A 24,751-nucleotide genomic window follows, 5' to 3' on the forward strand; every position below is an offset into this window, starting at 1 on the left:
CTTTTACTCCACGCCGTTAAGGGGGAAGAAGGGGAAGAAGACCACCCAGGCGGCCCCGCGATGGGCCCGGTCCCCCCGTGGGGCTTGCCGGGGGCCCCCGGTGCCGGTCAGGTGCCGGGCATGAGGCCCGCCGCGACCGTGGCCCCCAGTTCCCAGCAGGCCTCGGTGCCGGCCTTGCCCGGGTCGCCGGTGACCGTCACCGGCTCGGCCGCCCGGCGCCAGCCCAGCCCGGTGGTGACGGTCTCGACGGCCCGGACGGCACCGGTGACGTCGTTGCCGCCGTGGACCCAGAAGCCGAACGGACGCCCCCGCGTCTCGTCCAGGCAGGGGTAGTAGATCTGGTCGAAGAAATGCTTGAGGGCACCCGACATGTAGCCCAGGTTGGCGGGGGTGCCGAGCAGGTAGCCGTCGGCTTCGAGCACGTCGGAGGCGGTGGCGGACAGCGCCGCCCGGCGCACGACGCGGACGCCCTCGATCTCCGGTGTCGTGGCACCGGACACGACCGCTTCGAACAGCGCCTGGCAGTGCGGCGAGGGGGTGTGATGGACGATCAGCAGGGTAGGCACATGCGGCACCCTGCCGTGCGTCCGGGGCCCGTGGCAAACAACGCCGCGGCGGACGTCGGGCGAGGGCCGGGGATGACGGGAGGAGTCGCCGTGACCGAGGAGGAGGGCCGGGCACCGGCCGCCGTGGTGTTCGACGCGCTGGGGCTGGAGTACGAGCGGGCGTTCGCAGGATCCGCACCGCACCGGGCGTCGCTGGGGCGGCTGCTGGAGCTGCTGGCGCCGGGCAGTCGGGTACTGGACGTGGGCAGCGGCACGGGACGGCCGACCGCGCAGACCCTCGCCCGGGCCGGTCACCGGGTGCTGGGCCTCGACGTCTCACCCGTCATGGTCGACCTGGCCGCCCGGCAGGTGCCGGAGGCCGAGTTCCGGCTCGCCGACATCCGGGAGACACCGTTGCCGGACGCCTCGTTCGACGCCGTGTGCGCCTACTTCTCGCTGTTGCAGATGACCCGCGCCGAGCAGGCCTCGGTCGTGGCCCGGCTGGCCCGCGCGGTACGGCCCGGCGGTCCGGTCGCGCTGGCCACCGTGCCGTTGGACGTGGAGGACGTCGAGGCCGTCTTCATGGGGCAGCCGGTACGGGTGACGAGCCTCGCCGCGGAGGCGTTCACCGGGCTGGTGACCGGGGCGGGCCTGACGGTGCTGTCCGAGGAGCAGGAGGTGTTCACCCCGGACCACCCCGGGGCCGTACCCGAACCGCACCTGTTCCTGCTCGCCCGGCGCGGGGCACGGTGACCGGCGGCCGGTGAGCCGCACGGCCGTTCGGCGTTGTCGGTGCCCTCGGCTACAGTGGCCGCTCTGAACCGAAGGGGAGGCGACAGTGCAGGTCAGGGTGGGGACCGTCGGGAGCCGGATGATCACCGCGGCGGCGCTCGTGGCGCTGCTCGGCGGCTGCGCGGGGTCGGCGGACGACGACGGCGGGAAGTCCGCGAGCCCGTCGGCGAGCGCCAAGGGCACGGCGGCCGGGGGCACCGGGGCGAAGGGGACGGCGGCGGCCCGCGGCGCGACGATCGGCGCGGCCGGTTCGGCCTGTGAACTGCCCGTCAGCTTCGCCCTCGCCGAGGACTGGAAGGCCAAGTCGATCGACGCCGAAAAGGAACTGGCCAAGACATCGAAGGGCGAGGACGGCGACCTGGGCGGGGCACTCGCCGACAGCTTCCTCCGGCAGGGACCGGTCACCGCGGCCTGCGAGATCGACGCCAAGCCGGCCGGCAACATCGGCTTCCTGCGCGTGTGGACCGGCAAGCCCGGCGACGCGGACGCGGCCGGAGTGCTGCGCGCGTTCGTCGCCGCCGAGGACAACGTCAGCAAGGAGAAGTACCACTCCTTCAGGACGGGCGGCGGTCTCGACGCCGTCGAGGTGGAGTACCTCTACACGAGCAAGCTCCTGGAGGAGACGAAGAAGGAGAGCGCCTTCGCGGTCAGCACGCCCGACGGCGCCGTCGTCCTGCACCTCGGCGGGATGGACACCGAGGAGCACGAGCAGATGCGGCCCGCGTACGACCTCGCCAAGCAGACACTGAGGCTCGCCTGAGGCCCCGCTCGCCCGCGCCCCGCTCACTCACGGGTTCGTGGCCCGGCCCAGGTAGGTGAGCGGTCCGGCGTCCGCGACCGGGATCTCGCGGAAGCCGACCCGGTCGTAGAAGGCGCGGGCGGCGGTGTTGGCGGTCACCATGCCGAGGTGGACCGCCCGAACACCCTTGCCGTGCAGGGCGTCCAGGAAGGCGCGCAGCAAGCGCCGGCCATGACCCTGTCCCTGCCAGGGCGGCAGCAGGTCGATGTGCAGATGGGCGGGGTAGGCGGCCAGCTCGGGGACGAGCATCCGCTCCGGGTGGTGCAGGAGACGGATCATCTCCTCGGTGGGCGTACGCGGTGCCGCGACGGGCTCCGGATAGCGGTCGGCGAGCTTCGGGATCCAGCTCCGCCGGAAGTCCTCGACGAACCGCTCGGTGTCGGCGGTGCCGACGATGTGCCCCACGGCCCGGCCTCCTCCGTCGTCCAGTACGAGGGCGAGGTCCGGGTCGAAGTGGCAGTACGGCTCGGCGAAGATCGAGGGCATGAGGCGCTGGTCGGGGTAGACCGCCCGGGAGTCGCCCCCGTTCAGCGCGGTGCGGACGCAGACGTCGGCGACGGCGACGCGGTCGGCGGCACGGTAGGGGCGTATCACGGGGGTGTGCTGGTGGCTCGGCATGCCAGAGATCCTCGGCTTTATGGGAGCGCTCTCACAAGGGCTGGGCACCCGGCACGTCCCCGAGCGCTCACGCGGCCGGTCAGTAGCGCAGCCGCCTGGCCCGCAGGAACATGAACAGGCCCGACAGGGCCAGCAGCGTGCCGAGGGCCGCGGGCCACAGGTGCGCGCCCGTCTCCGCCAGGCCGCCCTGAGCCGTCTCGGCGGCCTGGGGTCCGGACTGGGCGGCCGGCGGCGGGGCGTACGCGGCGGCGGTGGCCTGGCCCGAGGAGGCCGGAGCGGGGGCGGCGGGCGCGGACGGGGAGGACGCCGCCGGTCGGGTCGGGGCGGAACGCGCCGGCGTGGAGCGGGGTGTGGCGGGGGCTGCCGGTGCGGCCTCGCCCTCTGTGTTGTCCCCGTCGTCGGTGTGAGCCGTGGTGTCCGTGTCGTGCTTGGTGGTGCGCTCCGGTGAGTGGCTCACGTCGTGCCGCGGGGCGTCGCCGGGCCGGGAGGCCGAGGGAGCGGGGGCGGCGGGGGCGGAAGTGCCGCCCCGGGCGGGGTCGTCGGTGGGGGTGGTGCCGGGACCGGGCGCGGCCGTGGCGCCCGAGCCGGAACCGGGCGCGGACGTGGACGTGGACGTGGACGTGGACGTGGGCGCGGGCGTCGCCGTCGTACCGGAGTCGTCACCTGAAGCTCCCGAAGCTCCGCAGGTACGCCCGGAGTTGATGCAGTCGACCATCTCACGCATCAGGTCCTCGTCGAAGACGTTGATGAAGTCGCCGTGGTCGGTGACGGGCTTGTGCAGCTGCTCCGGGAAGGAGTCCACCGCGAACAGCGGGACCGTCCGGCCGCCGTCCGCCAGGCTCGGCGCGTCGACGTCGTAGACGATGCGCTGGACCAGCTGCGGAATGGGCCGGAAGCCCGCCGGGCAGGAGCCGTCGTCGGCGGTGAAGGCCACGTGCGTACGGTGGTTGGCACTGTCGATGTTGCGGCCGTCCCAGCAGCTCTGGAACCGGAAGGTGCGCACGACGTCGCTGCCGGGCGGGCACAGCGGGTACTTGTCCTTCAGCTGCCGGTTCTCGTAACCGGTGCAGCTCCAGGACGCGTTGGCGTTGCCGGGACCGTTGACGAAGGCCTTGGCATCACCGGTGATGATGCGCAGCAGGCGGGGCATGGCGGTGACCTCGCCGCGCGGGTTGCCGACGAAGGTCAGTGTCACCTGCTCGGGCGTCACGATCCGTCCGGAGTTTCCCTCCGTACCGCCGCCCGGGGCCCCGGCGTCCCGCTCCCGGGTGCCGTCCTGCAGCCGCAGCACCGGCCAGTAGTACGAGGACTTGTCGCCCCGGTCCGCACAGCTGGTGCCGGCCCGCGCCAGGTCCTCGTCGCTCGCGAAGGCGGTGTTGGCCTGGTTGCCGACGTAGTCGTGGAAGTGGTGGGCGCCGTTGGAGACACCGGGGGCGACGATGACGTTGTCGGAGTTGAACAGGCCGTTCGCGTTGACCCCGCAGTCGGAGGTGAAGGTGCCGCGCGAGGCGCCGTCCTGCGGTGCCGGGGCCGGCGCGTCCGGTGGTACGGCGGTGATGTCCGCGTAGTCGGAGACGACGGGTCCGTTACCGCCCTGCCCTGCGCCGTTCTGTCCTTGACCGTTCTGTCCTTGACCGTTCTGCCCCTGGCCGTTCTGCCCCTGGCCGGTGCCGTTCTGTCCGCCGTCGTTCCCCGGTGCGGCGGTGGGCCGGCCGGTCTCCGCGGGGCGGAGGGCGCAGGCGGCCAGGGAGTCCAGTCCCTGCGGGCGCTCGCCCGCCCGGTCGAGGGCGTCCGTGATCCGCCCGATGGACGCCGACCGCTTCTCCTTGAGCGGGTTCATGATCGTGTCGTCGACCGAGGCGGAGTACGCGTCCTCGTCCGCACCGGCGGTCCGCGCCGTCTGCTGGAGTTGCCGGTAGGCCGCCGCGATCTGCTGGTCCAGCCGCGCGAGTTCACGGTCGACGTCCGCGCGGGCCGCGTCCGGCACGGCCGTCAGCCGGCCGCCGACGTCGGGGCAGTCGATGGTGGCCATGCCCGTCGACCGGACCTGTCCGGTCGTACCCGCGCCGGATCCATCACCCCAGCCCTCGCTCGCCGAGGCGTAGACGTTCGCCGCGACGAGCCCGGCCCCGCCCAGCATCAGGGCGACCGCTGCGAGGGTCGCGCGTCGTGCGCGCGTCGGGCGTCTGCGGCTGTTGCGTACCAAGGTCGTCCCCTGTGTGAGTTCGCCGGTCGGGCATGGAGTTCCCCGGCTTCATACGGAGGGCGGGGCCGCCGTGTTCAACAGAATCGCGAATTCACCGGGATCTCACAGGAAACCATGGCCTCCACCTCTTCCCCGTCGAACTCCATCGCGAACATCACGAATATGTATCGGACATTTCACACCTCAACCTTCACACGAGGCACACACGTTGGCTAGGTTGACGCGAGGCCGCCGCCCGGTTCTGCCCCGGCGAGCCGCTGAACTGCCCTGTGGGGCAAGGAAGGAGCACGTCTTCCATGGCGCCGGAGAGCCGCGACGAGGTTCGGCAGCGGATCGCATCCCTCTACGACCAGGCGGAGAACGCCACCGGCAATTTCAACGCGACACGGGCCATGGCCGGCCGGAGCGGCAGCCGGTCCCGGGGCGTGCCGCTGGCCAAGCGCGCGGGCCGGCGCCCGGATCCGGGACTCGACGAGGTCGCCCGGCAGTGGTTCGACGCGGCTCGCGCCACACTGGGTCCGACCGTCCCCGCCGTGCTCCCCGCCGACCGGCTCACCGACGGCCCGGCGGCACCGGTGCGTTCGGGGCGGGAACGGCCGGGCGGTTTCCCCGGGGGCGACCGGGAGCCGCGCGCCTTGCCCGGAGAGGCCCTGGCTCTGCCGGGAGGCGGGGACGCCCTCGCCCTGCCGGGCGGCGGGGGTGCCTCCGCTCTGCCAGGCGCCCGGGAGGCCCGCGCCCTGCCGGGAGGTGAGCGAGAGGCCCTCGCACTCGAACCGGGCGCGGTCCGGGCGGTGGCCGAACTGACGGCCGGTCCACCGGCGGCCTCCACGACCCGACCGCCGCAGTCCCCGGAGACGGCACTCCCGGGCATCCGGGGCGCCGAACTCCCCCTGGAAGCGCCGCCGCCGGCCGTCGGGGTCATGGCCGCACCGGGCGACGGCCGGGCCGCACCAGCACCAGCACCAGCACCAGCACCAGCACCAGCACCAGCACCAGCACCAGCACCAGCACCAGCACCAGCGAGCCCTAGCGCAGCGCAGGGCCTCGTCCTTCAGTCGCCCAGGACGCTGCCCGGGGGCGCCGCGCCGGGCCGTCCCTCCCCCGCCGTCTCGAAGGCGGACAGCCGGCGCAAGCTCGACACCGCGCGCGACCTGCTCTCGCGGCACACCAACGGGCTCGCCCTGCCCGGTACCGTCGCTCAGCCCTCCTGGGCTGCCGGAATCCAGCCGGTGCCGGACCCCGCCCCGGCCGAACCGGCGGACCAGTGGCGGCAGCCGCGGTGGACGACACCCGCCCGACCGGCGACGCCGGCCGTCGCGACCGGCTCCCTCACCCCGCTCCAGGACACCGGCACCCTGACCACACTCACCGACACCGGGTCCTTCACCCCCCTCACCGACACGGGCTCCTTCACCCCGCTCACCGACACGGGATCTTTCCCGCCGCTCAACGGCACGGGGAGCTTCAACTCGTTCACCGGCACCGGGTCCGTCACCCCGCTCACCCGCGCGGAACCCTTCACCGCACTCACCGGCACCGGCACCTTCGTTCCATCCACAGGCACCGGCACCTTCGTTCCACCCGCCGGCACCGGCACAGAGACCTCCGCCCCACCCACCGGCACCACGACCTTCGCCGCCCCACTCACCGACACCGGCTCCCTCGCCCCCCTCACCGACACGGGATCCTTCGCTCCGGTCACCGGTACCGGCCCGCTCCCCCCGCTCACCGGCACCACCACCTTCGCCGCCCCCCTCACCACGTCCAGCGCTCAGCCCCTCCCCCTCCCCGCTCCCACCCGCACATCTCCCGGCGTACCTCGTGCCGCCAAGGCCATCGCGTTCGCCCGGGCGCAGATCGGTAAGCCGTGTGTCTGGGGGGCTACCGGGCCCGACTCGTACGACTGCTCCAGCCTCACCCAGGCCGCGTGGCGGGCGGCCGGTGTCACGTTGCCGCGTGCGGCGTACGAGCAGGCGCTGGCCGGTACCCCGGTGACGCTCGCCGACCTGGAACCCGGTGACCTCGTCCTCTTCTTCGACGACGACCGGCATGTGGGTCTGCACGTCGGCGACGGCATGATGGTGCACGCGCCCGGGCCGGGGTCGACCATCCGTGAGGAGTCGGTCTACGGCGCCGGCGAGGCGGCGATCCACCGGATCGTGCGGCCGGGCTGACGGGGTCGACCCCTGCGTCCGTGGGCGCGCCGGCTCTCGTGGTGGTCGAGGGGACTCTCCTCCACCAGGCGGTAGGTGAGGCCCAGTTCACAGATGCCTCGGTCGCTGTCGACTCGGAAGCGGATGCCGAGGTGCCTGCGGATGTGGTCCCGGGTGAGGCCGAAGGCGGGGCCCGGCAGGCGTACCGGCCAGTGCGGGAGCCCGGTGCGAGGCAGTCGGGGGTCGCGGGGGTGACGGGTGCGGATGATGCGGGACATCTCCGGGAACGACCGCGCCCGCGTCCGTGCCCAGGCCCGCTCACCCCTCACTGTCGGCCCACTCACGGGCCCATATAAGAAACGCCTGGGCAGGACATAAGAGCAGCTTATGAGGTCATAGGTCAGACCCCCGTAGCAACTTAGGTGTGCCTTAGTTTAGGCTTCGTGATCAAGTCGCATTCACGCTCGAAGGGAACCTGATCATGCCGCGCCCCCTGCGGGTAGCCATCGTCGGAGCCGGCCCCGCCGGGATCTACGCCGCCGACGCCCTGCTCAAGTCCGAGGTAGCCGCCGACCCCGGTGTGTCCATCGACCTCTTCGAGCGGATGCCCGCCCCGTTCGGCCTGATCCGGTACGGCGTCGCGCCCGACCACCCGCGCATCAAGGGCATCATCACCGCCCTGCACCAGGTGCTGGACAAGCCGCAGATCCGCCTCTTCGGCAACGTCGACTACCCGACCGACATCAGCCTGGACGACCTGCGCGCCTTCTACGACGCGGTGATCTTCTCCACCGGCGCCATGGCCGACCGTGAACTGTCCATACCGGGCATCGAGCTGGACGGCTCCTACGGCGCCGCCGACTTCGTCTCCTGGTACGACGGCCACCCGGACGTGCCCCGCACCTGGCCCCTGGAGGCCGAGAAGGTCGCCGTGCTCGGCGTCGGCAACGTCGCCCTGGACGTCGCCCGCATCCTCGCCAAGACCGCCGACGAGCTGCTGCCTACCGAGATCCCGCCGAACGTCCACGACGGGCTGAAGGCCAACAAGGCCGTGGAGATCCACGTCTTCGGCCGCCGGGGCCCGGCGCAGGCGAAGTTCAGCCCGATGGAGCTGCGCGAGCTGGACCACTCCCCGAACATCGAGGTCATCGTCGACCCCGAGGACATCGACTACGACGAGGGCTCCATCGAGACCCGGCGCGGCAACAAGCAGGCCGACATGGTCGCCAAGACGCTGGAGAACTGGGCGATCCGGGACGTCGGCGACCGCCCGCACAAGTTGTTCCTGCACTTCTTCGAGTCGCCGGCGGAGATCCTCGGCGAGGACGGCAAGGTCGTCGGCCTGCGCACCGAGCGCACCGCCCTGGACGGCACCGGCAACGTCAAGGGCACCGGTGAGTTCAAGGACTGGGACGTCACTGCCGTCTACCGCGCGGTCGGCTACCTCTCCGAGAAGCTGCCCAAGCTGCCCTGGGACATCGCCTCCGGCACCGTCCCGGACGAGGGCGGCCGGGTGATCGAGGAGGGCGGCACCCCGCTGCAGTCCACGTACGTCACCGGCTGGATCCGGCGCGGCCCTGTCGGCCTCATCGGGCACACCAAGGGCGACGCCAACGAGACCGTGGCCAACCTGCTGGACGACTACGCGGGCGGCCGTCTGCACACCCCCGCCTCACCCGAGCCGGAGGCCGTCGACGCCTTCCTCGCCGAGCGGAACGTCCGCTTCACCACCTGGGAGGGCTGGTACAAGCTGGACGCCGCCGAGCGCGCCCTGGGCGAGCCGCAGGGCCGCGAGCGCGTGAAGATCGTCGAGCGTGAGGACATGCTCCGGGAGAGCGGGGCGTAGCCTCCCGGCTCCTCCCCTGCCCCAGGGGCCGGCGCCCGCGCGCCGGCCCCACGCCGTTCAGGCCCACCCCTGATCCGTGCGGGGCCGCCTGGCGCCGTTCAGACCCGCGCGGCCGCCGTTCAGGCCCACCGCACGTCCGTGCAGGCCCGCCCCACCGCCGGTCAGGCCCACCCGGTCGCCGTGCACGCGCGTCCGGCGGCCACCTCCCTTCAGGCGCGCGCCCCCGCCGCCGGCCAGCCCCGCGCCCGTTCAGGCCGGCCCCACGTCCGTTCGCGCTCGCTCGCGTCCGTTCAGGCCTCCGCCGCCCGGGCGAACAGTTCGTGGAGCGGCAGCGGTGACAGCAGCCGGGTGAAGGGGCCGTGCACGCCCTTGCCCGCGCGGACCGCGCCGTGCGTGGCCAACTTGTCGGTCTCCACGGGCAGGTGGGGCGCGTCGAGGGTCTCCCAGGTGCCGGGGGCGAAGGCCGTGCGCCCGGCCCGGGCCCGCCGGCCGGTCTCCACCGCCCCGACCGCCACCAGCTCCGCCTGCGCCGCCTTGTGCCGGGCGGCCGTCCAGCCGTTCCAGCGGCGGACGTTGCGGTCCGTGGGCCGGGCGAGCGCGCGCAGCTGGAGGTGGAGCGCGGCGGCGTCCGCACCGACACCGAGCCGCTGCGCGACCTCGGCGACCAGGGCCGGGGCGCTGAGCGCGGGATTGGCCTCGTAACCACCCGGGGGCACCGGTGTCCCGGCGGCGCGGGCCGCCATCCGGCCCAGTCCGTCGAGCAGCGCCCGTATGCCCGTGACCTCCTCCCGGAGCCGTGGCAGGTCCAGCCGGTCGCACAGGTCCCGTGCCCGAGCCATGCGCTCCGGTTCCGCGAGGGCGGCCGTCCGCAGGAAGAGGTCCCCGCTGGGGACCGCGACGACGAACGTCCCGTCCTCCAGCGCGGTGGGTGCTTGCGGGACGCTCTCCAGGAGCGACTCCGGGCACGGGAGTACGGTGCCCGAGAAGGGCCGGAAGGCCGGGTCCCCGGCGGCGGCCCGGGCCAGGGCGGAGGACGGCACCAGCTCGACCAGCGTGTCCGGCGCGGCACACCACGCCCGCAGACCCTCGTACAGCCGCAGCGCCCCGTCGGCCGCGGGGTCGCCGACCGGGCGCTCGGTGAGGGCCCAGGCGATCACGGACAGCGTCTCGGTGTGCGGCGCCCTGTCCCGCCGTATCCACGCGCCGGCCGTGCCGTCCGGCCCCGCCTGGTGCAGGAGCAGCCGCCCGGTGCGGCTGCCGGCCAGGACGTGTCCGCCCGGTTCGGCCGGCGGTCGGCCGGCGGGCAGGGCGCGGGCCCAGTCGGCGGGCAGGCCCAGGTCCGCCTCCAGGGCGTCCGCCAGCTCCTCGTCGACGTAGGGCCGGGTGCCGAGCAACTCGGCCCAGACGGCGGCCATGCGTTCCGCGGCCCGGACGATTCCGTCCGCCGTCCACAGGTCGGCCGGGTCCTCCGGGACGCCGGCGGCGAGCAGCCGGCGCCGGCCGTGCGGGCCCAGGCGGTGCCAGAAGCCGTCGTACTCGGCGGCCGTGGTCCTGTTCGCCTTGTAGGGCCTGGAGCGCAGCATCCTGGCGTGGTCGTCGTGCCCCGCCCGGCGCGGGAGGCCGGCCAGGGCCAGGGTGGCGACGGGACGGCGTACTCCGGTGCGCCAGGAGAAGACGGCGAGGGCCTCCGGGGTCAGCGGCAGCGGGCCGTTCTCCTCGACCAGCTTAAGGAGACGGGTGAGGCGCCCGCCGTCGTCCCGGGTGACCGTGACGGTCCGCTCCTCCTCGGTGCGGGCCGGCGCGGGATCCGTGGCCGGCTGGACGAAGCGGCGGAGTCCGCCGCGCGGGGGGCCCGCGGCGGCGCGGGTCCCGGTGGTCAGTTCCTCCTGCGGGGCGCGGCCGGTGCGCCAGGTGCCGCCGGGTTCGGCGAAGGGCTGCCGGCTCCAGGTCCGCAGGAGGGCGTTCAGCGCGGTGCGCTCGGGCTCGGGTGTGGTCTCGACGGCGGCCCGCCAGGCGACGGCGTCGATGGCGCCGAGCAGCACCTGCCATTCCGCCGGGCGCGCGGGCGGGGCGAGGCCGCGGGTCTCGTCGTCGATCTCGTCGCGCAGGAAGCGGCCGTCGGCGGCGACGGCGGTCAGGGTGCCGGGGTGCCGCTCCGGTGCGTGGGCCTCGTAGGGGCGCAGGTCGGGCAGGAGGCCGGACAGGGCGGGGACGAGGGCGGTGTCGGGGATGTCGGCGGGAAGGGTCACGACCGGTCCCGAGCGCATGATGCCGACGCGCCGGGACAGCTCCGCCCGGCGCCGCAGCACGTCGGCCGCGAGCCGCGCCGCGCGCACCACTCCCTCCCGCACGCGGGCGTCACCGGCTTCGGGCAGCAGCCGGGTGACCCGGGCGCGCAGTGCGTCCTCGTCCCGGGTGTCGCGGGCGGCGTCCAGGAGGGCGCGCACGGTCGCGTCGCCGACGGTGCGCAGCGCCTTGGAGGAGCGTTCGTCGCGCGGGGTGAGGAAGTGCCAGAACGCGGGCGGCGGCACCGGGCCGGCTCCCTCGCCGAGGGTGGGCGGGTGGTCGCGATCGCGTCCGGCGGGCGGGACGAGACCGTGGACCTGCCACAGCAGCGAGTTGTCCGCGGCGGCGTGGCAGCGGACGGTCACCTCGCCGACGGTGACGGCGTCCTCGCCGCCCTCGGGGAGGCCGATGACGCCCCAGGGGTGGCGGCCGAAGCGGCGGCTGCGGTAGCGAGCGGTGCGGCCGTCGACCGACTCCAGCAGGAACTCGGTGGGTGAGGGGCCCTGGTGGGGCGTGCGGTTGAGGACGCGGCAGCCGACGAGCCGTCCGTCCTGGCCGAACGGGGAGGGTGGGGCGTCCTCGGGGAGCACCGCGAGGTACTGGCCGCCTTCGAACTCCTCCATTCCGGGAGGGATTTCCCGGTCGCGGTGGAAGTCCGGCAGGGTGCGGTCGGCAGCCGGGTCGCCGGTCGCGGCGTCGTACGGCGTCCAGTTGCCGCGGGTGTGGAAGACCCGGGCGCCGAAGAAGCGCCGTCCGTCGCTCAGCTGGAAGTCGTGCCCGCCGATGCCCTCGCGTCCGCCCGGCCGCAGCACTCGCTGCCCGTCGAACCGGCCGCCGCGGTCCGGGGTCTCGAACTGGTACCCGAACCCACCCTGGATCAGTCCACCGTACGGCCGCAGACCGAAGCGGTCCTGCGGGGTGAACACCACCTCCGGGCGGTCGGCCCAGTACGCCTGGTCGGCGCAGGAGTGGCGGCCGCCGGTGCGCCAGCTGACGAGGAACCCGCCGCCGACGTAGTGGACGGCGTGCGAGGCCGCCTCGTCCGGCACCCGGAAGGAACAGCTCGCGCGGGTGCCGCAGGGGTCGACGGCCACGGCGCGGTCGGCTCCGAAGACGGTGAGGACGGGCCAGGTGCAGGTCACCTGGAGGGTGTCGGCCGGGTCGAACTCCTCAAGGGCCGCGTCCAGGGCGGGCCAGCCCAGTTCCTCCGGCAGTCCGGCGCGCAGGGCACGGGCCAGCGGACCGGTGAGGTCCAGCGCGGCCAGCGCCTCCTCGATGCCGTCCAGGGCGACGGCGGTGGGCCGGTCCAGCAGGCCGGACAGTTCGGCGACCGCCTCGTCGGCCGCGGCGAGCCCGCCGCCGCGCAGCGCGCCGAGCAGGCCCTCGACGCGGGTGTGCACCTCGGCGGCGATGCCGGCGTTGCGCGGCAGCCGCGTGATCGCGGTGCCGGAGCCGCGCAGCCCTTCGTGCACGGTGCCTTCGAGGCGGCGGCCGAACACCGGATGGGCGGCCAGGGCCTTCAGGTCCCGGCACGACCGGTCGTCCCAGAACGTCAGCCGTACGGCGTCGCCGGGGTCCGCCACCTCGATGCCCTCGGCGAGGCAGGCGTCCAGGAGGTCGGCGTCGAGGGCCGGCCAGCGGTACTTGTCCTCGTGGATCACCACGGCTGTGCCCGCGGCGCGCAGCCGGGGCGCGAACCGGGAGACGATCTCGAAGAGTTCGGCGGGCATGGGCTGGCTCACCACGCCGCCGTAGGCCACCTTGTGGTGCCGGTACGTGCGCGTGTACCTCCCGAGCCAGCCGGCCAGGCCGCCCTCCGGTTCGAGGCGGCCCGCGGCCGCGGCGTCCACGATGCCGCCGCGCAGCAGCAGCCGCAGCCAGGCCGCCGCGTCCTTGCGGGAGTCCGGGAACAGGTCGAGCAGCGCGGCCTGCACGCGGGGGCCTTGCGGATGGTCGCCCAGCGGTCCGGCGGCGGCCTCCAGCAGGGCGTCCGGCACCGCTTTGCCGCGGGCGGCGCCGAGGACCCGTCCGAGGACCCGGGCGTCCTCGTCCGTGCCCAGGCCGGCGGCCCGCGCGGACGCGCCGATCCGGCGGGCGAGGTCGGCGGGGAGGTCCCCGGGGGAGGCCGCCCAGGCGGTCAGCACGCGCACGTACTCCTCATGCGCCTCGGCGGGCGCCGACCGCCCGGCCAGCCAGCGCTGGTGCTCGCTCAGCTCCTTCACCGGCAGGGCTCCGCGCGCCGCGAAGAGCAGCACGTTGGCCCGCCGCCAGGCCGGGTCGACGGGCAGCGCGTGCTCCTGCTCCGCCTTGCGGGCCAGGGAATAGGCCTTGGCCGCGGCGCCGCCGGGGTATCCCAGCAGGCGGTGCGCCACCGTGTCCCAGAACCAGGGCAGATGGGCGGGAGGCAGCCCGCCCGCCGGCCGCCGCAGCCGCTCCAGGCAGCGCCCCATCTTGGGATACGCGGACGACACGGCCGCCGACACCTCGTCGAGCAGAGCGGCGGCGGCACCCTCGGCGGCCGGATCGCGGGACGCCGCCCACAGGGCGTAGGTCCTGGACCGGTGGGGTTCCGCGGGCAGCAGGTCGTGAGTGAGCATGCGGCGATCTTGGCACGAGGCTCCGACACGCGTCCGGGCCTGTGGACAACCCTCGCGGGCGGCCGGCCCGGCCCTGTGGACGATCGGGGTCGTCTCGGGGACCGTACCGGGAGAACTCTGAACCGCCCCACGGGACGGCCCTGTTAGGGTCCTGCGGTGTTCTCGCTGTCCGAACCCCCGTTCTTCGCCCGCCTGCGCGAGGCCCGTCGCGTGCTCGTCGCCGGTGCCGGCGGCGGGTTCGACGTCTACGCCGGGCTGCCCCTCGCCCTCGCCCTGCGGGCGGCCGGCAAGGAAGTGCACCTGGCCAACCTCTCCTTCGCCGACCTGTACGGCCTGGACCTGGACAGCTGGGTCGAGGCGGATGTCGCCGCCGTCCGCCCGGACACCCCGTTGCGCGGTGACTACTTCCCCGAGCGGGCGCTCGCCCGGTGGCTGCGGTCGCAGGGCCTGCCCGACACCGTGTACGCCTTCCCCCTCACGGGTGTCGTGCCGCTGCGCGCCGCCTACCGGGCGCTCCTCGCGCACCTCGGCGGGGTCGACGCGATCGTGCTCGTGGACGGCGGCACGGACATCCTGATGCGCGGGGACGAGCACGGGCTCGGCACGCCGGAGGAGGACATGGCGAGCCTGGGCGCCGTCTCCGGGCTCACGGAGGTTCCGCACCGGCTGGTGGCCTGCCTGGGCTTCGGCGTGGACGCCTACCACGGGGTGAACCACGCGCTGGTCCTGGAGAACCTGGCCGCCCTGGACCGCGCGGGCGGCTATCTGGGCGCGTTCTCACTCCCGCGCGAGAGCCCGGAGGGTGCCGCCTACCTGGACGCGGTGGCCCACGCCCAGGACTGCCACGCGAGCCGTCCGAGCATCGTGCAGGGGTCCGTCTCGGCGGCGCTGCGCGGGGACTTCGGTGACGTGCGGTTCACCGAACGCACCCGGGACAGCGAGTTGTTCGTCAACCCGTTGATGGCCATGTACTTCTGTGTGGACCTGCCCGCGCTGGCGCACGCCAACCTCTATCTGGAACGGCTGGAGAGCACCGTGCTGATGCGGCAGATCAGTACGGCCATCGCCGGGTTCCGTGACGAGGTGCCCCGGCAGCGGCCGCCCCGGGCGTTCCCGCACTGAGAGCCCGCACCGTCCGGGGCCGGCCGGCGTCGGACGAGGTGGCGGTCCCCCCGACCACCGGGAGCGCCACGGCCGGCAGGACGAGGGCCGGCGCCGGGCCGCGGCCCACGCCGAGGACCGACCCGGCCGAGGGCGGTCGTGCAGCAGGGCGAACCAGGCCCGGCCACCGCAGGGCAGCGTCCGGGGGAGCACGGCGACGACCGTCTCGGTCGTACCGCGGCCGGAGAACCCGCCGAGGAGTTCCTGCCGCCCGCTCGCACCGGGACGACGTACCGGAGGGGTGGGCCAGTCCCGCCGAACCGAGGACGGCGCACGGAGGCGGGACGGAGACGGCTCACGCCGAACCGAGAACGGCGACCGGCGCTTCGTTACGGGGTGCGCCGCTCATGCCGAACCGAGGACGGCGCATCCGGGGCGGGGTGTGCCGCTCCCGCCAAACCAGGGACGGCGTACCACCGAGGTCGGCCGCTCACGCCGAACCGGCAGCACAGGGCGGGAGCGGCGATGCCGGCCATCTCGCCGAGCGTGGGCCGGCGCCGGTGCCGGCGGGCGCGGCCGGTGGCCCAGGGAGCTTCTCCACAGCCCGTCCGGGTGGTCGTCGGGGCGTGCCCGAGAGGCACCGAGGCGCATCCGGGCGGTGGCCCGGGGGGCGCCGGGGGCGTGAGGTGGCCGTCCCGGGGCGTCCACGAAGGCCCCGGCCACGGGCTGCGCCGTGCCGAGGCGGGCGCGGGAAGTGAGGGGAGTGAGGAGAGAGTGGGGAGGGTGAACGGGGACCGCCCCTGAGCGGATGGACGGGCGGGCCCCGTTCGCCGGACATTGTGGGCGCCGTGCGCGGGGCCCGGGCACGGGTGTGCGGTGCTCATCTGACGCGGACCGCGCACCTCCTGGGCGCCCGGCACGCGCCCCGGGCGTGTGGCGCACACCCCGTGCGCCGGTGCACCTCCGGGCGACGCGCGGGCCGGACCCCCCGGCCGCCGTGTCGCCCGCCGAGCAGTGATACTGGGAAGCTCACCCGCCCCCATCAGCAGATTGGCTCATGTCGAACTCCGCCGGCGACCGCGCCACCATCCCGCAGACCCTCTGGGCGGCCCGGGGCCGCCACACCGGTTCCGCCCCCGAGGACGTCGTCCGCCGCACCCTGCGCCGGCACAAGGACGGCGGGGACATCGACGACTTCGCCGAGCCGCCCTCGGCCGGGGATCCGGAGCTTCGGGTCTTCGAGGCGCGCTGGCGGGCCGGCGGCACGGTGACCGTGCGGGCCCGCCTCACCCTCGTACCGCGTCAGGGCCGGCCGCAGGGCCATGAGTGGCGGCTGGTCGCGGAGGCGGAGCGCCCGTGGGACGACACGTGGCCCTCGCCCGCGACCCTGTTCTGGCCCGAGGCCGGCTCGGGCGAGGACGCGGACGGCTCCTGGGACCACCACCCCACGATCGCCGGACTGCGCTTCCGGCAGGTCAACGCGCTGCCCGAAGACGACAAGGAGATGCGGCGCCTGCTGCGGGACGCGGCCCGCGAGGCGTGGTGCGTCCACGTCGTCGTCCACGAGGCGATGACCCCGGACGAGCGGGGCCGGCTGCCGCTGGCGCGCCTGCTGCCGCCAGGTCTGCGGCACCGGGTGGTGGAGCACCGGGCCGCCCCGCAGCAGCTGCGCGGTGTCAACTGGGCGCTGAAGGACCTCGGCGTCGAGGTGCCGCGCGGCGGCGCGGTGCTGCTGCCGCCGGATCCTGCGCCGGACGACGGCTACGACAGCCGGGAGCACAGCGTGCGCAGCGTCTTCCTGGACGGTTCGGAACCGGCCGAACTCATCGCGGCGCTGCGGCACTTCGTCGCCCTGCCCCGGCCGCTGCCGCAGGGCGCCGAGGAGGCGCTGACGGACCTGCGCGACAACTGGACGCTGCTGACCCTTCAGGAGCAGTTGGAGCGTGAGCGGCGGCTGGTCGCCATGTACGCCGAGGCGCTGGAGGCGATGACGAAGTCCCGGGACCTCTACAAGCAGGCCGCCGAGCAGGCACTGGAGGCCCTGGCCGCCTACCGGGACGTTCCCGTGCCCGCCGTGCCCCAGCAGCGTCCCGCCGCCCGGACGCCGACCGCTCTGCAGCAGCTGACGCGCACGTTCGAACGGCTGAAGCCGACCGCCTGGAGCCGGCCGCAGCCGGAGCCCGCCGCGGACGGCTCCCCGGACGGCGCACCGGACGGGTCCGCGCGGGAGGCCGGCCGGGGCGGGGGCGCCGACGAGGACGCCGATGACCGGTCGTCGTCGTAGGGGCTCGACCAGGACGAGGAAGCGGGGCCAGGATTCCGTATGGACACGACCACGACCCTTCTGACGATCGCCGCCGTCGTCGCCGCGGGACTGCTCGCCGTCGCGGTCGGGCTGCTGGTGCGGCTGGTGCGTACGCGGCGGACATTGCGGCAGGCCGGGTTGCCGACCGGACCGCGCTGGGTGTTCTGGGGCGCTGTCGCGTATCTGCTGCTGCCGACCGATCTGCTGCCCGACCCGGTCTACCTGGACGACATCGGTGTCCTGCTCCTCGCCCTGCGCAGCCTGCGGGCCGCCCGGCCGCTGCCGCCGGGGACGAGCGGAAGCAGGCCCTGCCCTGACGTCACGCGGCCCGGCCGCTGACGGCCGCGGCGGTGATGCCGACGCTCAGGTGCCGCGCCACCGTGTCGAGAGCGGCGTCGCAGTGTTCCCTGTCGGGGCCCGACACCACCCAGAAGGCCAGCCGGTCGCCCGGTCCTGCCCCGGGCGACGCGAGGACGTGGTTCCCCGGCCGCTGGAGCAGGCCCATGGACTCGAGCAGCGGTTGGCGGGCAGCCTCGGGCGAGACGTCGAGGTGCTCGATCCGGCCGCTCACGGAGGGGTGGGCGAAACCCACGGCCGCCGCTCCCTGCCGGGTCGGGGTGAGGTCGGGCGTCCGGCCCGCGGCCAGGGCCGCGCAGACGAGCGGGAGGTCCACGCCGGTGGCCCGCTCGACGAGCAACGGGATGAGATCGTCCGCCAGGCGGGCTTGCACGTCGGTGACGCGCGGACCGAGAGAGGTCAGCTTCATGCCGATGTGGAGGACCCCGAAGGCGAGGCCGACGGCCCGTACCACGCGCTGCACGGTCTGGCGCACCAACGGGTTGTGCAGCAGGTTGTCGTGCGCGTAGACGGAGTGGCGCGTCGCCTCCCGGCCGTCGGCCGGGCCGAGGGTCGTACGTGTGACGGCGACGATCCGGATGTCGCCGTCGGGCAGGACGACGGTCTCGGCGGAGACGGCGGGTCCGTCGGGATGTTCGTCGACGCTTCCCGGCATGTGGGACTGGCATATGTGGTGGCGTGCCAGAAGTCCGCGCAGCGCTGTGGCATCGCTCAACACGGTCAACGCGTCGGCCGAGGCCGCCGGGAGACCCAGACGGCCGGCGAGGCGTGACGCCGTGACCAGGTGGTCCGGCACGTAGCTGAGCACGCCGCACACGTCGTGACGGGAGGCGTGGCCCGTGACCGCGTCCACGGTGGCGGGACCGTCGGCGGGGTCGGCGGCGATGTGCCTCAGCAGATAGGGTCTGGCCCAGGCCGGCGCGGCGGTGTCGACGAGTACGACCGGGTGCGCGGCGGCGATCCGCGCGAGATGGAACTCCGCCCCGGCCGCTGCCGATCCGGCGCCGACCAGCAACAAGGGCTCGGACATCGCGTCACCTCTCGGCGGGGTAGGGGCGGACAGCCTGGACTCCGCTGAGAGGCTCGGCTACGACAACCAAACCGCACAGCTGGTTTGTTGGATCACCCTGCGCGGTGATCCTGCTACTGGACGCCACGTGATGTCAACTCAGCCTGCGAGCCCATGCAGGTTTTCTCGACACTGTCGACCAGGTGAGGCGATGCGGATACCCTCGCGTACGTCCCCGCCCCTGATCAGCGACGTGCCCGGGAGAATGCTCGGTGGCAGCAGACGATGCCTACGCAAGACTGGCCGGAACCCTGGAGCGCCTCCACCATGCCGTCGGCCGGGCCGAGTTGACGGACGTGCTGAACGCGCGGGACCTGTCCTTCGAGACGGGGATCCCCGAGGCCGTGGTCCGGCTCCTGCTCGCCGGCGGACGGGCCGAGGAGGTCTCGGTGGCGGAGCGGGTACGGCAGCGGCTCGACCTCCTCCGCGAGACGCGCCGGCGTGAGGACGGGAAGAAGTACACCCTCGAAGAGATCGCCGCGGCAGCGGGCGTGACCCGTCAGACGATGAGCGAGTGGCGCAGGAAGGGCCTGCCCAGTCTGGAGTCCGCCGACCGGCTGCGGCGGTTCTTCTCCCTGCCGCCCGGCTTCTTCTTCGCCGACGAACCGGAAGCGCTCAACGAGGCGCTGCAACGGCACCTGCAGCGCCTCGAGTCGCAGTCGGACCCCCTCGCCGAGCTTCGTACGCCCGAGATCCTCCGGCTGGCCGCGCGGGGGCTGCTGTCGCCGAGCGGGGTGCGGGCGATGGCCCAGTGGGCGGAGGGCATCACCCGGCCCGCCGCATATGGTGCCGACGGCGGGGCCACGGGCCGCAGGGGGGCCGCGTGGTGACCTGCCGGCCCGGCGGGGAGCCCCGCTCGCCACGGACCGCCGAAGTGCCCCGCTCGCCGCAGACCACCGAGACGTCCTGCTCGCCGCAGACCACCGCGAGGTCCCGCTCGCCACGGACCGCTGAGGTGCCCCGCTCGCCTAGGACCGCCGGAATGCCCGGATCGGCACGGACGGCCGGCGTGACCGACTGGCCACGGACGGCCGGAACGACCGACTGGCCACAGACTGCCGGCGTGACCGACTGGCCACGGACGGCCGGAGCGACCGACTGGCCACGGACGGCCGGAGCGACCGACTGGCCACGCGCTGCCGGACCGACCGCATCACCACAGACGGCCGGAACCACCACCTCACCACACACGGCCGGAACCACCACCTCACCACACACGGCCGGAACCACCACCTCACCACACACGGCCGGAACCACCGCCTCACCACACACGGCCGGGGCGCCCGACTCGCCATCGACCGCCGGCATCCTCGGCTCACCGCACCCCCTGGCGGCCCCTGCTTCTCCCAGCGGGCGGGACGGGGGCCTGTGACCGCGATGACCCGGCTGCGTCAATGGCAGCGGTTACGGCAGCGCGACCGGGAGATGCGGCAGTTCGCCGAGCTGCTCATCGCTCCGGTCCGAGCGAGGCTGAGCAGCACCGGAGCGGACGACGACCTGTCCGCCGGAGAGGCTCCGGAGGATCCCGAGTCGTTGTTCGAGGCCCTGGTCGAGTCGGCCCGGCGGTGGCGTGGCGAGCGCAGGCTCGTGGTGCACCGGGTGCACATCCCGCGTGAGTTCAAGGCCACGGGGATGTGGCTGGAGCGCACGGACCAGGACGACGTCATCATCGAGCAGGACGCGGAGATCTGGCACCAGGCGCAGATCTTCGGCCACGAGCTGTGGCACATGCGGCAGAAGGACGGTTTCACCCCCGAGCAGCTGGCGGACGGTGCCTGGGAAGCGCTGGAGGCCGGGCACGTGCACGGCGCGCAGCCGGCCGCCGCGCGTTCCCGTTTCGACGAGGACCCCGAGAAAGAAGCCGAGTTGTTCGGGATCCGGGTCGGGCAGGAGATGCGAGCACTGATGGAGCGCGATGTGATCACCGGCGAGACGGCCCGTCGCATCGCGGACTCCCTCAACTATCGGGGGAACCGGAGATGAGCGGGTCGATCAATTACATCAGCTGCGGCCTGCTGTGGATCGGTCTGCTGGTCAAGCTGCCCGACCTGATCCGGCACTGGAGCGAACGCTCACTGCGCGCGGTCAACGGGGTGCTGGCGCTCGCGTCGCTCTGCTTCCTCTTCGGAGCCCCCGCTTCGGTACAGGTGATCAACCGGATCAGCGGTGTGCCCAACCTGGCCGCTCCCCTGACCTACGCGTCGATCACGGCGTACAGCGCGGCACTGCTGATCATGATCGCCTGCTGGCGGGGCGGCCCGTCGCTGCGCCGGACGACGCTGAGCTGGATCTACGGGTACACGGCCGTACTCACCGGCATCGGCGCCCTGTTCGTGTTCGGGGACGCCGCCGAGGAGCGCAGCAGCGACTTCGACACGTACTACGCGACGACCCCCTGGATCGCCGAGATGGTCGTCCTGTATCTGATCGCGCATCTGACGGCCGCGGTGGTCAGTGCGGTCTGGGCGCTGCGCTGGGGATGCGAGGCGGAGGTGCGGAGGCGGCCCTGGCTGCGGGCCAGTCTGCTGACGATCGGCACGGGCACGGTGATCAGTTCCGGGTACAGCATCTGCAAACTGATCGCGGTGGTCGCCCGGTGGACCGGCCGGGACTGGCCGGTGCTCGGAACGTCCGTCCCGCCCCTGTGCGCCGGTCTGGGGGCGGTGCTCACCGTGGTGGGGGTCCTCCTGCCCATGACCGGCCACCATCTGTCGGGCTGGCGCGACTTCTTCCGCCTGGCACCTCTCGACGCCGTACTGGACCCGGTGCTCACGGACCGTGCCCTGCGTGTCGAGCGGCCGCGCTCGCCGTTCCTGTGGGGCACCTGGCGCTGGAGCACCATTCACAACGGTCTCCTCGCCATCGAGACGCTCTACGACGAGAGGCTCTACGACCACACCCTGGACGCGGAGTTCGAGAGGACCGGCGACTGGTCCCGGGCCACCTCCGCCGCATGGGCCGCCACCATCGCCGCGGCCGTGCGGCGCAGCACCCAGCCGCCGCTGGAGCCCGCCGGCGGGCCGGCCCGGCTCTCCCACCCGCGCGACGCCGAGTCCCTCGTTCTCATCGCCGACGCCGTCAAGAGGTGCGAGCGTGGGGCACGGGCCGTCGAGCCGGACCCCGCCGCGGCCCGGTCGGCATGACCGGCGGACCGGCCGCACGAGTCCCCCCACAGCCAGCGGACCTGAACGGAGCCACCGAAAGATGAGCCTTGTCGTGTATATGGCGTCTCTCCTTCTGGCTCTGGCCGCCATAATGCTTCGCCGGCCGCGCAGGACTCCCCGCTCTCCGCTGTCCATCGCCACCCGGGCCACCGCGTTCATCGCCGCCGTGTGCTTCTTCTGGTCCGCCCCGGTGACGCTCGCCGCGGTCAACCACGCCACCGGCATCCCCAATGTGGGCGCCCCGCTGACCTACGGTTCGATCTCCGCCCTGAGCTGCTCCCTGATCATCCTGCTGATCCACTGGAAGGGCGGCCCGAAGGAGCAGATACGCCGGATGACCCGGGTGGCGGTGGCCGTCTACGGCACGCTCATCGTCGCCATCGTCGTGCTGTTCGGCCTCGCGGACGCGCACACGGAGCGCCTCACCGACCTGGACACGTACTACGCGAACACCCCGTACATGCGGGAGATGATCACCCTCTACCTGCTGGGCCACCTGGCGAGCACGATCGTCCTGAGCGCCGTCTGCCTGAAATGGGCCCGTGACGAGGTCACCGGGCTGCTCCGCCTCGGCCTCCGGCTGATCCTTGCCGGGCTGCTGCTCGACGCCCTCGGATTCACCCTCGCCAAGGTCACCGCGGTCGTCGCCCGCTGGCTGGGGTACGACCTGGACTTCCTGTCCACCTCCGTCGCACCGCCGGCCGCCGCGCTCGGCGCCCTGATCTACTCCGCCGGGTTCGTGCTGCCGCGTCTCGCCTCCGCAGCCGCCGCGGAGCGGCAGAGCCTCGCCACCTACCGGGCGCTGCGGCCCCTGTGGTCGGCGGTGAAGGACGTGGCGGCGACACCGGTCGCGGAACCGACCTGGTGGCAGCTGTGGTGGCAGTTGCCCAGCAACCGCCTCTACCTGCTGGAGGCCAACATCCGTGACGCGCTCCTGCAGTTGACGGCGTACTTCGACCAACGGGTCGGCCAGGCGACGTACGCGGCCGCCGTGGAGCGCGGTGAGCAGCGGGAGAGGGCGCGCACCGCCTCCGAGGAGGCGATGATCATCGACGGGATACGCCGGGCGTCGGGCAGGGGCGACGGACCCGCCGACCCGCCGGAGAAGTTCCGCGTCACCATCGATCTGGTCGAGCTGGCGAACGCCGTGCACCGCCTCGGTGAGGCGGCACCGGATCAGGTGAGAACCCAGTGACGTCGACTCAACAGCACTACAAGGAGAACCAGTTGTCGCACAAAGCTGTCGTGGTCGGAGCCGGCATCGCCGGGCTGGTGGCCGCCGCGGCCCTGTCCCTCGCCGAGCCCTCGCTGCGGGTCGTCGTCCTGGACAGGGACGAGCTTCCGGAGGGACCCGAGAACCGGCGGGGTGTCCCCCAGGGCCAGCACGCCCATCTGCTCATGGCCGGCGGACTGTCCGCCCTGGAGTCCCTGTTCCCGGTCAGCGTGCGTGCCCGGCTCCTGGACGCGGGGGCCCACGAGATCGCCCTCGGCAACGGCATGCTGGCCCGCACCCCGGACAGCGGCTGGCTGCGCCGATGGCGCCGGAGCGGTCCGCACATGATCACCTGCACGCGTGCCCTGCTGGACTGGGTCGTGCGGCAGGCGCTGCTCGACTCCTACCCGAACGTCTCGGTCCACCAGGCCACGGTGGAGGGGCTCCTCGGCGACGCCGTCCGGGTCCACGGGGTCCGGATCAGCGGCGCGGACGAGCGACTCGGGTCCGAGGTGGAGGGGGATCTCGTCGTCGACGCGAGCGGCCGTGGCTCGGGCAGCCTGAAGTGGCTCGGCGGGATCGGCATCACGGGCGTGGAGGAGCGCAAGCTCGACTCGGGCCTCACCAACGCCACCCGGATCTACCGCACACCGGCGGGTGCGGAATCGTTCCCGCTGACGGTGGTGCAGGCCAATCCCTACGACGGCCGGCCCGGCCGCAGTGCGATGGTGCTCCCGATCGAGGGGAACCGGTGGATGGTCAGCGCGGGGGGCACGCGCGGGGGCGAACCCCCTCAGGACCCCGAGGGCTTCCTCCGGTACACGCTCGACCTTCCCCACCCGATCGTCGGTCAGCTCATCGCCGGCGCGGAGCCCCTGACCGACGTGGTGGTCAGCCGGGGCCGCAGCACGAGCAACGCCCGCCGGTACTTCGAGAGGTCGGCGCGGTGGCCCGAGCGGTTCGTCGTGCTCGGCGACGCGCTGGCGACCTTCAACCCCGCCTACGGCCAGGGCATGTCGGTGGCGGCGCTCGGCGCCCAGGTCCTGGCCCGCGAGCTGCGGCGGACCGGCCTCGCCTCCCCCGGCCTGTCCCGGCGTGTGCTGGACGGCGCGGCCCGGCACGTGGACACCGCGTGGGCCACCGCCGTCGGCATGGACGTCCTGTACCCCGACGTGGTCGGCGGACAGCCCGGCCTCGCCGACCGCGTCGCCGCCCGCTACGCGCGCCGGCTGACCAGAGCCGCCACGGGCTCCTTCGACGCGGCGGCGGCCCTGTGGGACGTCACCAGCCTCAGGGCGGCCCCGACGCGCGTACTGCGCCCCAAGGCCCTGCTGGCCGCCCTGACCGGCCCGCCCCTCCCGCACATCCCGGAGCCGCCGCTCGGGCCTTCGGAGCGTGAGATCTTCGACCGGCTCAAGAAGGGCCTGGAGGCGTCACCCGCCTCCGGCCACCTCGGCTAGTCCCCCTCCGCCGATCCCCTTCCGCTGCTTCTCGTCGAGCACCCACCCGGCCGGGCGGCGCGAGCCCGGCCCGGCTGTGCCGCCACGACCGGTACGGTGCCCGGAGCGGAGCGGGTGCGCGGGGAAGCGGGCGGGACCGCCGCTGCTCGTGCCCCGGCGCCGGCCCCGGCCGTTGCCGTCGGCGGCCCGCGACGTGCCCTTCCGCCACCTCCTCCGCGCCCACGTGCGTTGCGCGGGTCT

17 protein-coding genes are annotated in these 24,751 nt (G+C 73.9%); 12 read left to right on the forward strand and 5 right to left on the reverse strand.

The window, feature by feature from the left end:
- Nucleotides 1–107: 107 nt before the first annotated feature.
- Nucleotides 108–566, reverse strand: coding sequence for a flavodoxin family protein (locus ACZ4VF_RS00725; RefSeq protein WP_467922287.1), 459 nt, complete (start codon nt 564–566; stop codon nt 108–110).
- A gap of 72 nt (nt 567–638) precedes the next feature.
- Here ACZ4VF_RS00725 and ACZ4VF_RS00730 point away from each other — a divergent pair, with 72 nt between their 5' ends.
- Nucleotides 639–1,298 (forward strand): class I SAM-dependent methyltransferase, encoded by a 660-nt coding sequence (locus ACZ4VF_RS00730; RefSeq protein WP_467922288.1) that lies wholly within the window; start codon nt 639–641, stop codon nt 1,296–1,298.
- A gap of 85 nt (nt 1,299–1,383) precedes the next feature.
- Nucleotides 1,384–2,097, forward strand: coding sequence for a lipoprotein (locus tag ACZ4VF_RS00735; RefSeq protein ID WP_467922289.1), 714 nt, complete (start codon nt 1,384–1,386; stop codon nt 2,095–2,097).
- 27 nt (nt 2,098–2,124) lie between these two features.
- Here the strand turns inward: ACZ4VF_RS00735 and ACZ4VF_RS00740 are convergent, their stop codons facing one another.
- Nucleotides 2,125–2,754 carry a GNAT family N-acetyltransferase gene (locus tag ACZ4VF_RS00740; protein ID WP_467922290.1) on the reverse strand — a complete coding sequence of 210 codons (630 nt, stop codon included), beginning with the start codon at nt 2,752–2,754 and terminating at the stop codon, nt 2,125–2,127.
- A gap of 79 nt (nt 2,755–2,833) precedes the next feature.
- Nucleotides 2,834–4,894 carry a DUF1996 domain-containing protein gene (locus ACZ4VF_RS00745; protein WP_467923729.1) on the reverse strand — a complete coding sequence of 687 codons (2,061 nt, stop codon included), beginning with the start codon at nt 4,892–4,894 and terminating at the stop codon, nt 2,834–2,836.
- A 1,295-nt stretch (nt 4,895–6,189) separates the two neighbouring features.
- Here ACZ4VF_RS00745 and ACZ4VF_RS00750 point away from each other — a divergent pair.
- Nucleotides 6,190–7,134: a C40 family peptidase gene (locus ACZ4VF_RS00750; RefSeq protein ID WP_467922291.1), complete on the forward strand. Its 945-nt coding sequence runs from the start codon at nt 6,190–6,192 to the stop codon at nt 7,132–7,134.
- 460 nt (nt 7,135–7,594) lie between these two features.
- Entirely contained in the window at nt 7,595–8,959 is a 1,365-nt protein-coding gene (locus ACZ4VF_RS00755; protein WP_467922292.1) for an FAD-dependent oxidoreductase, read from the forward strand.
- A 290-nt stretch (nt 8,960–9,249) separates the two neighbouring features.
- Here ACZ4VF_RS00755 and ACZ4VF_RS00760 read toward each other — a convergent pair whose 3' ends face one another.
- A complete protein-coding gene (locus ACZ4VF_RS00760) occupies nt 9,250–13,842 on the reverse strand; it encodes a hypothetical protein (RefSeq protein ID WP_467922293.1) in 4,593 nt (1,530 codons plus the stop codon).
- A 156-nt stretch (nt 13,843–13,998) separates the two neighbouring features.
- Between ACZ4VF_RS00760 and ACZ4VF_RS00765 the strand changes: the two genes are divergently transcribed.
- From ACZ4VF_RS00765 to ACZ4VF_RS00775, 3 genes are all read left to right on the forward strand, one after another.
- On the forward strand, nt 13,999–14,964 hold the full coding sequence (locus ACZ4VF_RS00765) for a DUF1152 domain-containing protein (protein ID WP_467922294.1): 966 nt from the start codon (nt 13,999–14,001) through the stop codon (nt 14,962–14,964).
- Between the two features lie 1,036 nt (nt 14,965–16,000).
- On the forward strand, nt 16,001–17,227 hold the full coding sequence (locus ACZ4VF_RS00770; protein ID WP_467922295.1) for a hypothetical protein: 1,227 nt from the start codon (nt 16,001–16,003) through the stop codon (nt 17,225–17,227).
- Nucleotides 17,228–17,266: 39 nt separating this feature from the next.
- The gene (locus tag ACZ4VF_RS00775) at nt 17,267–17,587 is read left to right on the forward strand and encodes a DUF1232 domain-containing protein (protein WP_467922296.1); all 321 of its coding nucleotides are present in this window, start codon (nt 17,267–17,269) and stop codon (nt 17,585–17,587) included.
- Here ACZ4VF_RS00775 and ACZ4VF_RS00780 read toward each other — a convergent pair.
- Nucleotides 17,568–18,635, reverse strand: coding sequence for a hypothetical protein (locus ACZ4VF_RS00780; RefSeq protein WP_467922297.1), 1,068 nt, complete (start codon nt 18,633–18,635; stop codon nt 17,568–17,570). The two genes, ACZ4VF_RS00775 and ACZ4VF_RS00780, sit on opposite strands and share 20 nt — an antisense overlap.
- A 251-nt stretch (nt 18,636–18,886) precedes the next feature.
- On the opposite strand from ACZ4VF_RS00780, the gene ACZ4VF_RS00785 reads away from it, so the two are divergent.
- The 5 genes from ACZ4VF_RS00785 to ACZ4VF_RS00805 all read left to right on the forward strand — a co-directional run bounded on the left by ACZ4VF_RS00785 (nt 18,887) and on the right by ACZ4VF_RS00805 (nt 24,511).
- Complete coding sequence (locus ACZ4VF_RS00785) at nt 18,887–19,504, forward strand: helix-turn-helix transcriptional regulator (protein WP_467922298.1); 618 nt, start codon at nt 18,887–18,889, stop codon at nt 19,502–19,504.
- A gap of 538 nt (nt 19,505–20,042) precedes the next feature.
- Complete coding sequence (locus tag ACZ4VF_RS00790) at nt 20,043–20,657, forward strand: toxin (RefSeq protein WP_467922299.1); 615 nt, start codon at nt 20,043–20,045, stop codon at nt 20,655–20,657.
- On the forward strand, nt 20,654–21,817 hold the full coding sequence (locus ACZ4VF_RS00795) for an MAB_1171c family putative transporter (RefSeq protein ID WP_467922300.1): 1,164 nt from the start codon (nt 20,654–20,656) through the stop codon (nt 21,815–21,817). Before ACZ4VF_RS00790 ends, ACZ4VF_RS00795 begins: the two co-directional genes overlap by 4 nt.
- A 79-nt stretch (nt 21,818–21,896) precedes the next feature.
- Nucleotides 21,897–23,033 (forward strand): MAB_1171c family putative transporter, encoded by a 1,137-nt coding sequence (locus tag ACZ4VF_RS00800; RefSeq protein ID WP_467923730.1) that lies wholly within the window; start codon nt 21,897–21,899, stop codon nt 23,031–23,033.
- A gap of 32 nt (nt 23,034–23,065) precedes the next feature.
- On the forward strand, nt 23,066–24,511 hold the full coding sequence (locus ACZ4VF_RS00805; protein ID WP_467923731.1) for an NAD(P)/FAD-dependent oxidoreductase: 1,446 nt from the start codon (nt 23,066–23,068) through the stop codon (nt 24,509–24,511).
- The last annotated feature ends 240 nt before the right edge of the window (nt 24,512–24,751 follow it).

This window comes from Streptomyces sp. NPDC029151 (genome assembly GCF_055564315.1).

Coding starts and splice junctions, on each gene's coding strand:
- ACZ4VF_RS00730 (WP_467922288.1), top strand. CDS start 639: ATGACGGGAGGAGTCGCCGTGACCGAGGAGGAGGGCCGGGCACCGGCC.
- ACZ4VF_RS00740 (WP_467922290.1), bottom strand. CDS start 2,754: ATGCCGAGCCACCAGCACACCCCCGTGATACGCCCCTACCGTGCCGCC.
- ACZ4VF_RS00745 (WP_467923729.1), bottom strand. CDS start 4,894: ATGCTGGGCGGGGCCGGGCTCGTCGCGGCGAACGTCTACGCCTCGGCG.
- ACZ4VF_RS00755 (WP_467922292.1), top strand. CDS start 7,595: ATGCCGCGCCCCCTGCGGGTAGCCATCGTCGGAGCCGGCCCCGCCGGG.
- ACZ4VF_RS00760 (WP_467922293.1), bottom strand. CDS start 13,842: ATGCTCACTCACGACCTGCTGCCCGCGGAACCCCACCGGTCCAGGACC.
- ACZ4VF_RS00770 (WP_467922295.1), top strand. CDS start 16,001: ATGTCGAACTCCGCCGGCGACCGCGCCACCATCCCGCAGACCCTCTGG.
- ACZ4VF_RS00775 (WP_467922296.1), top strand. CDS start 17,267: ATGGACACGACCACGACCCTTCTGACGATCGCCGCCGTCGTCGCCGCG.
- ACZ4VF_RS00780 (WP_467922297.1), bottom strand. CDS start 18,635: ATGTCCGAGCCCTTGTTGCTGGTCGGCGCCGGATCGGCAGCGGCCGGG.
- ACZ4VF_RS00795 (WP_467922300.1), top strand. CDS start 20,654: ATGAGCGGGTCGATCAATTACATCAGCTGCGGCCTGCTGTGGATCGGT.
- ACZ4VF_RS00800 (WP_467923730.1), top strand. CDS start 21,897: ATGGCGTCTCTCCTTCTGGCTCTGGCCGCCATAATGCTTCGCCGGCCG.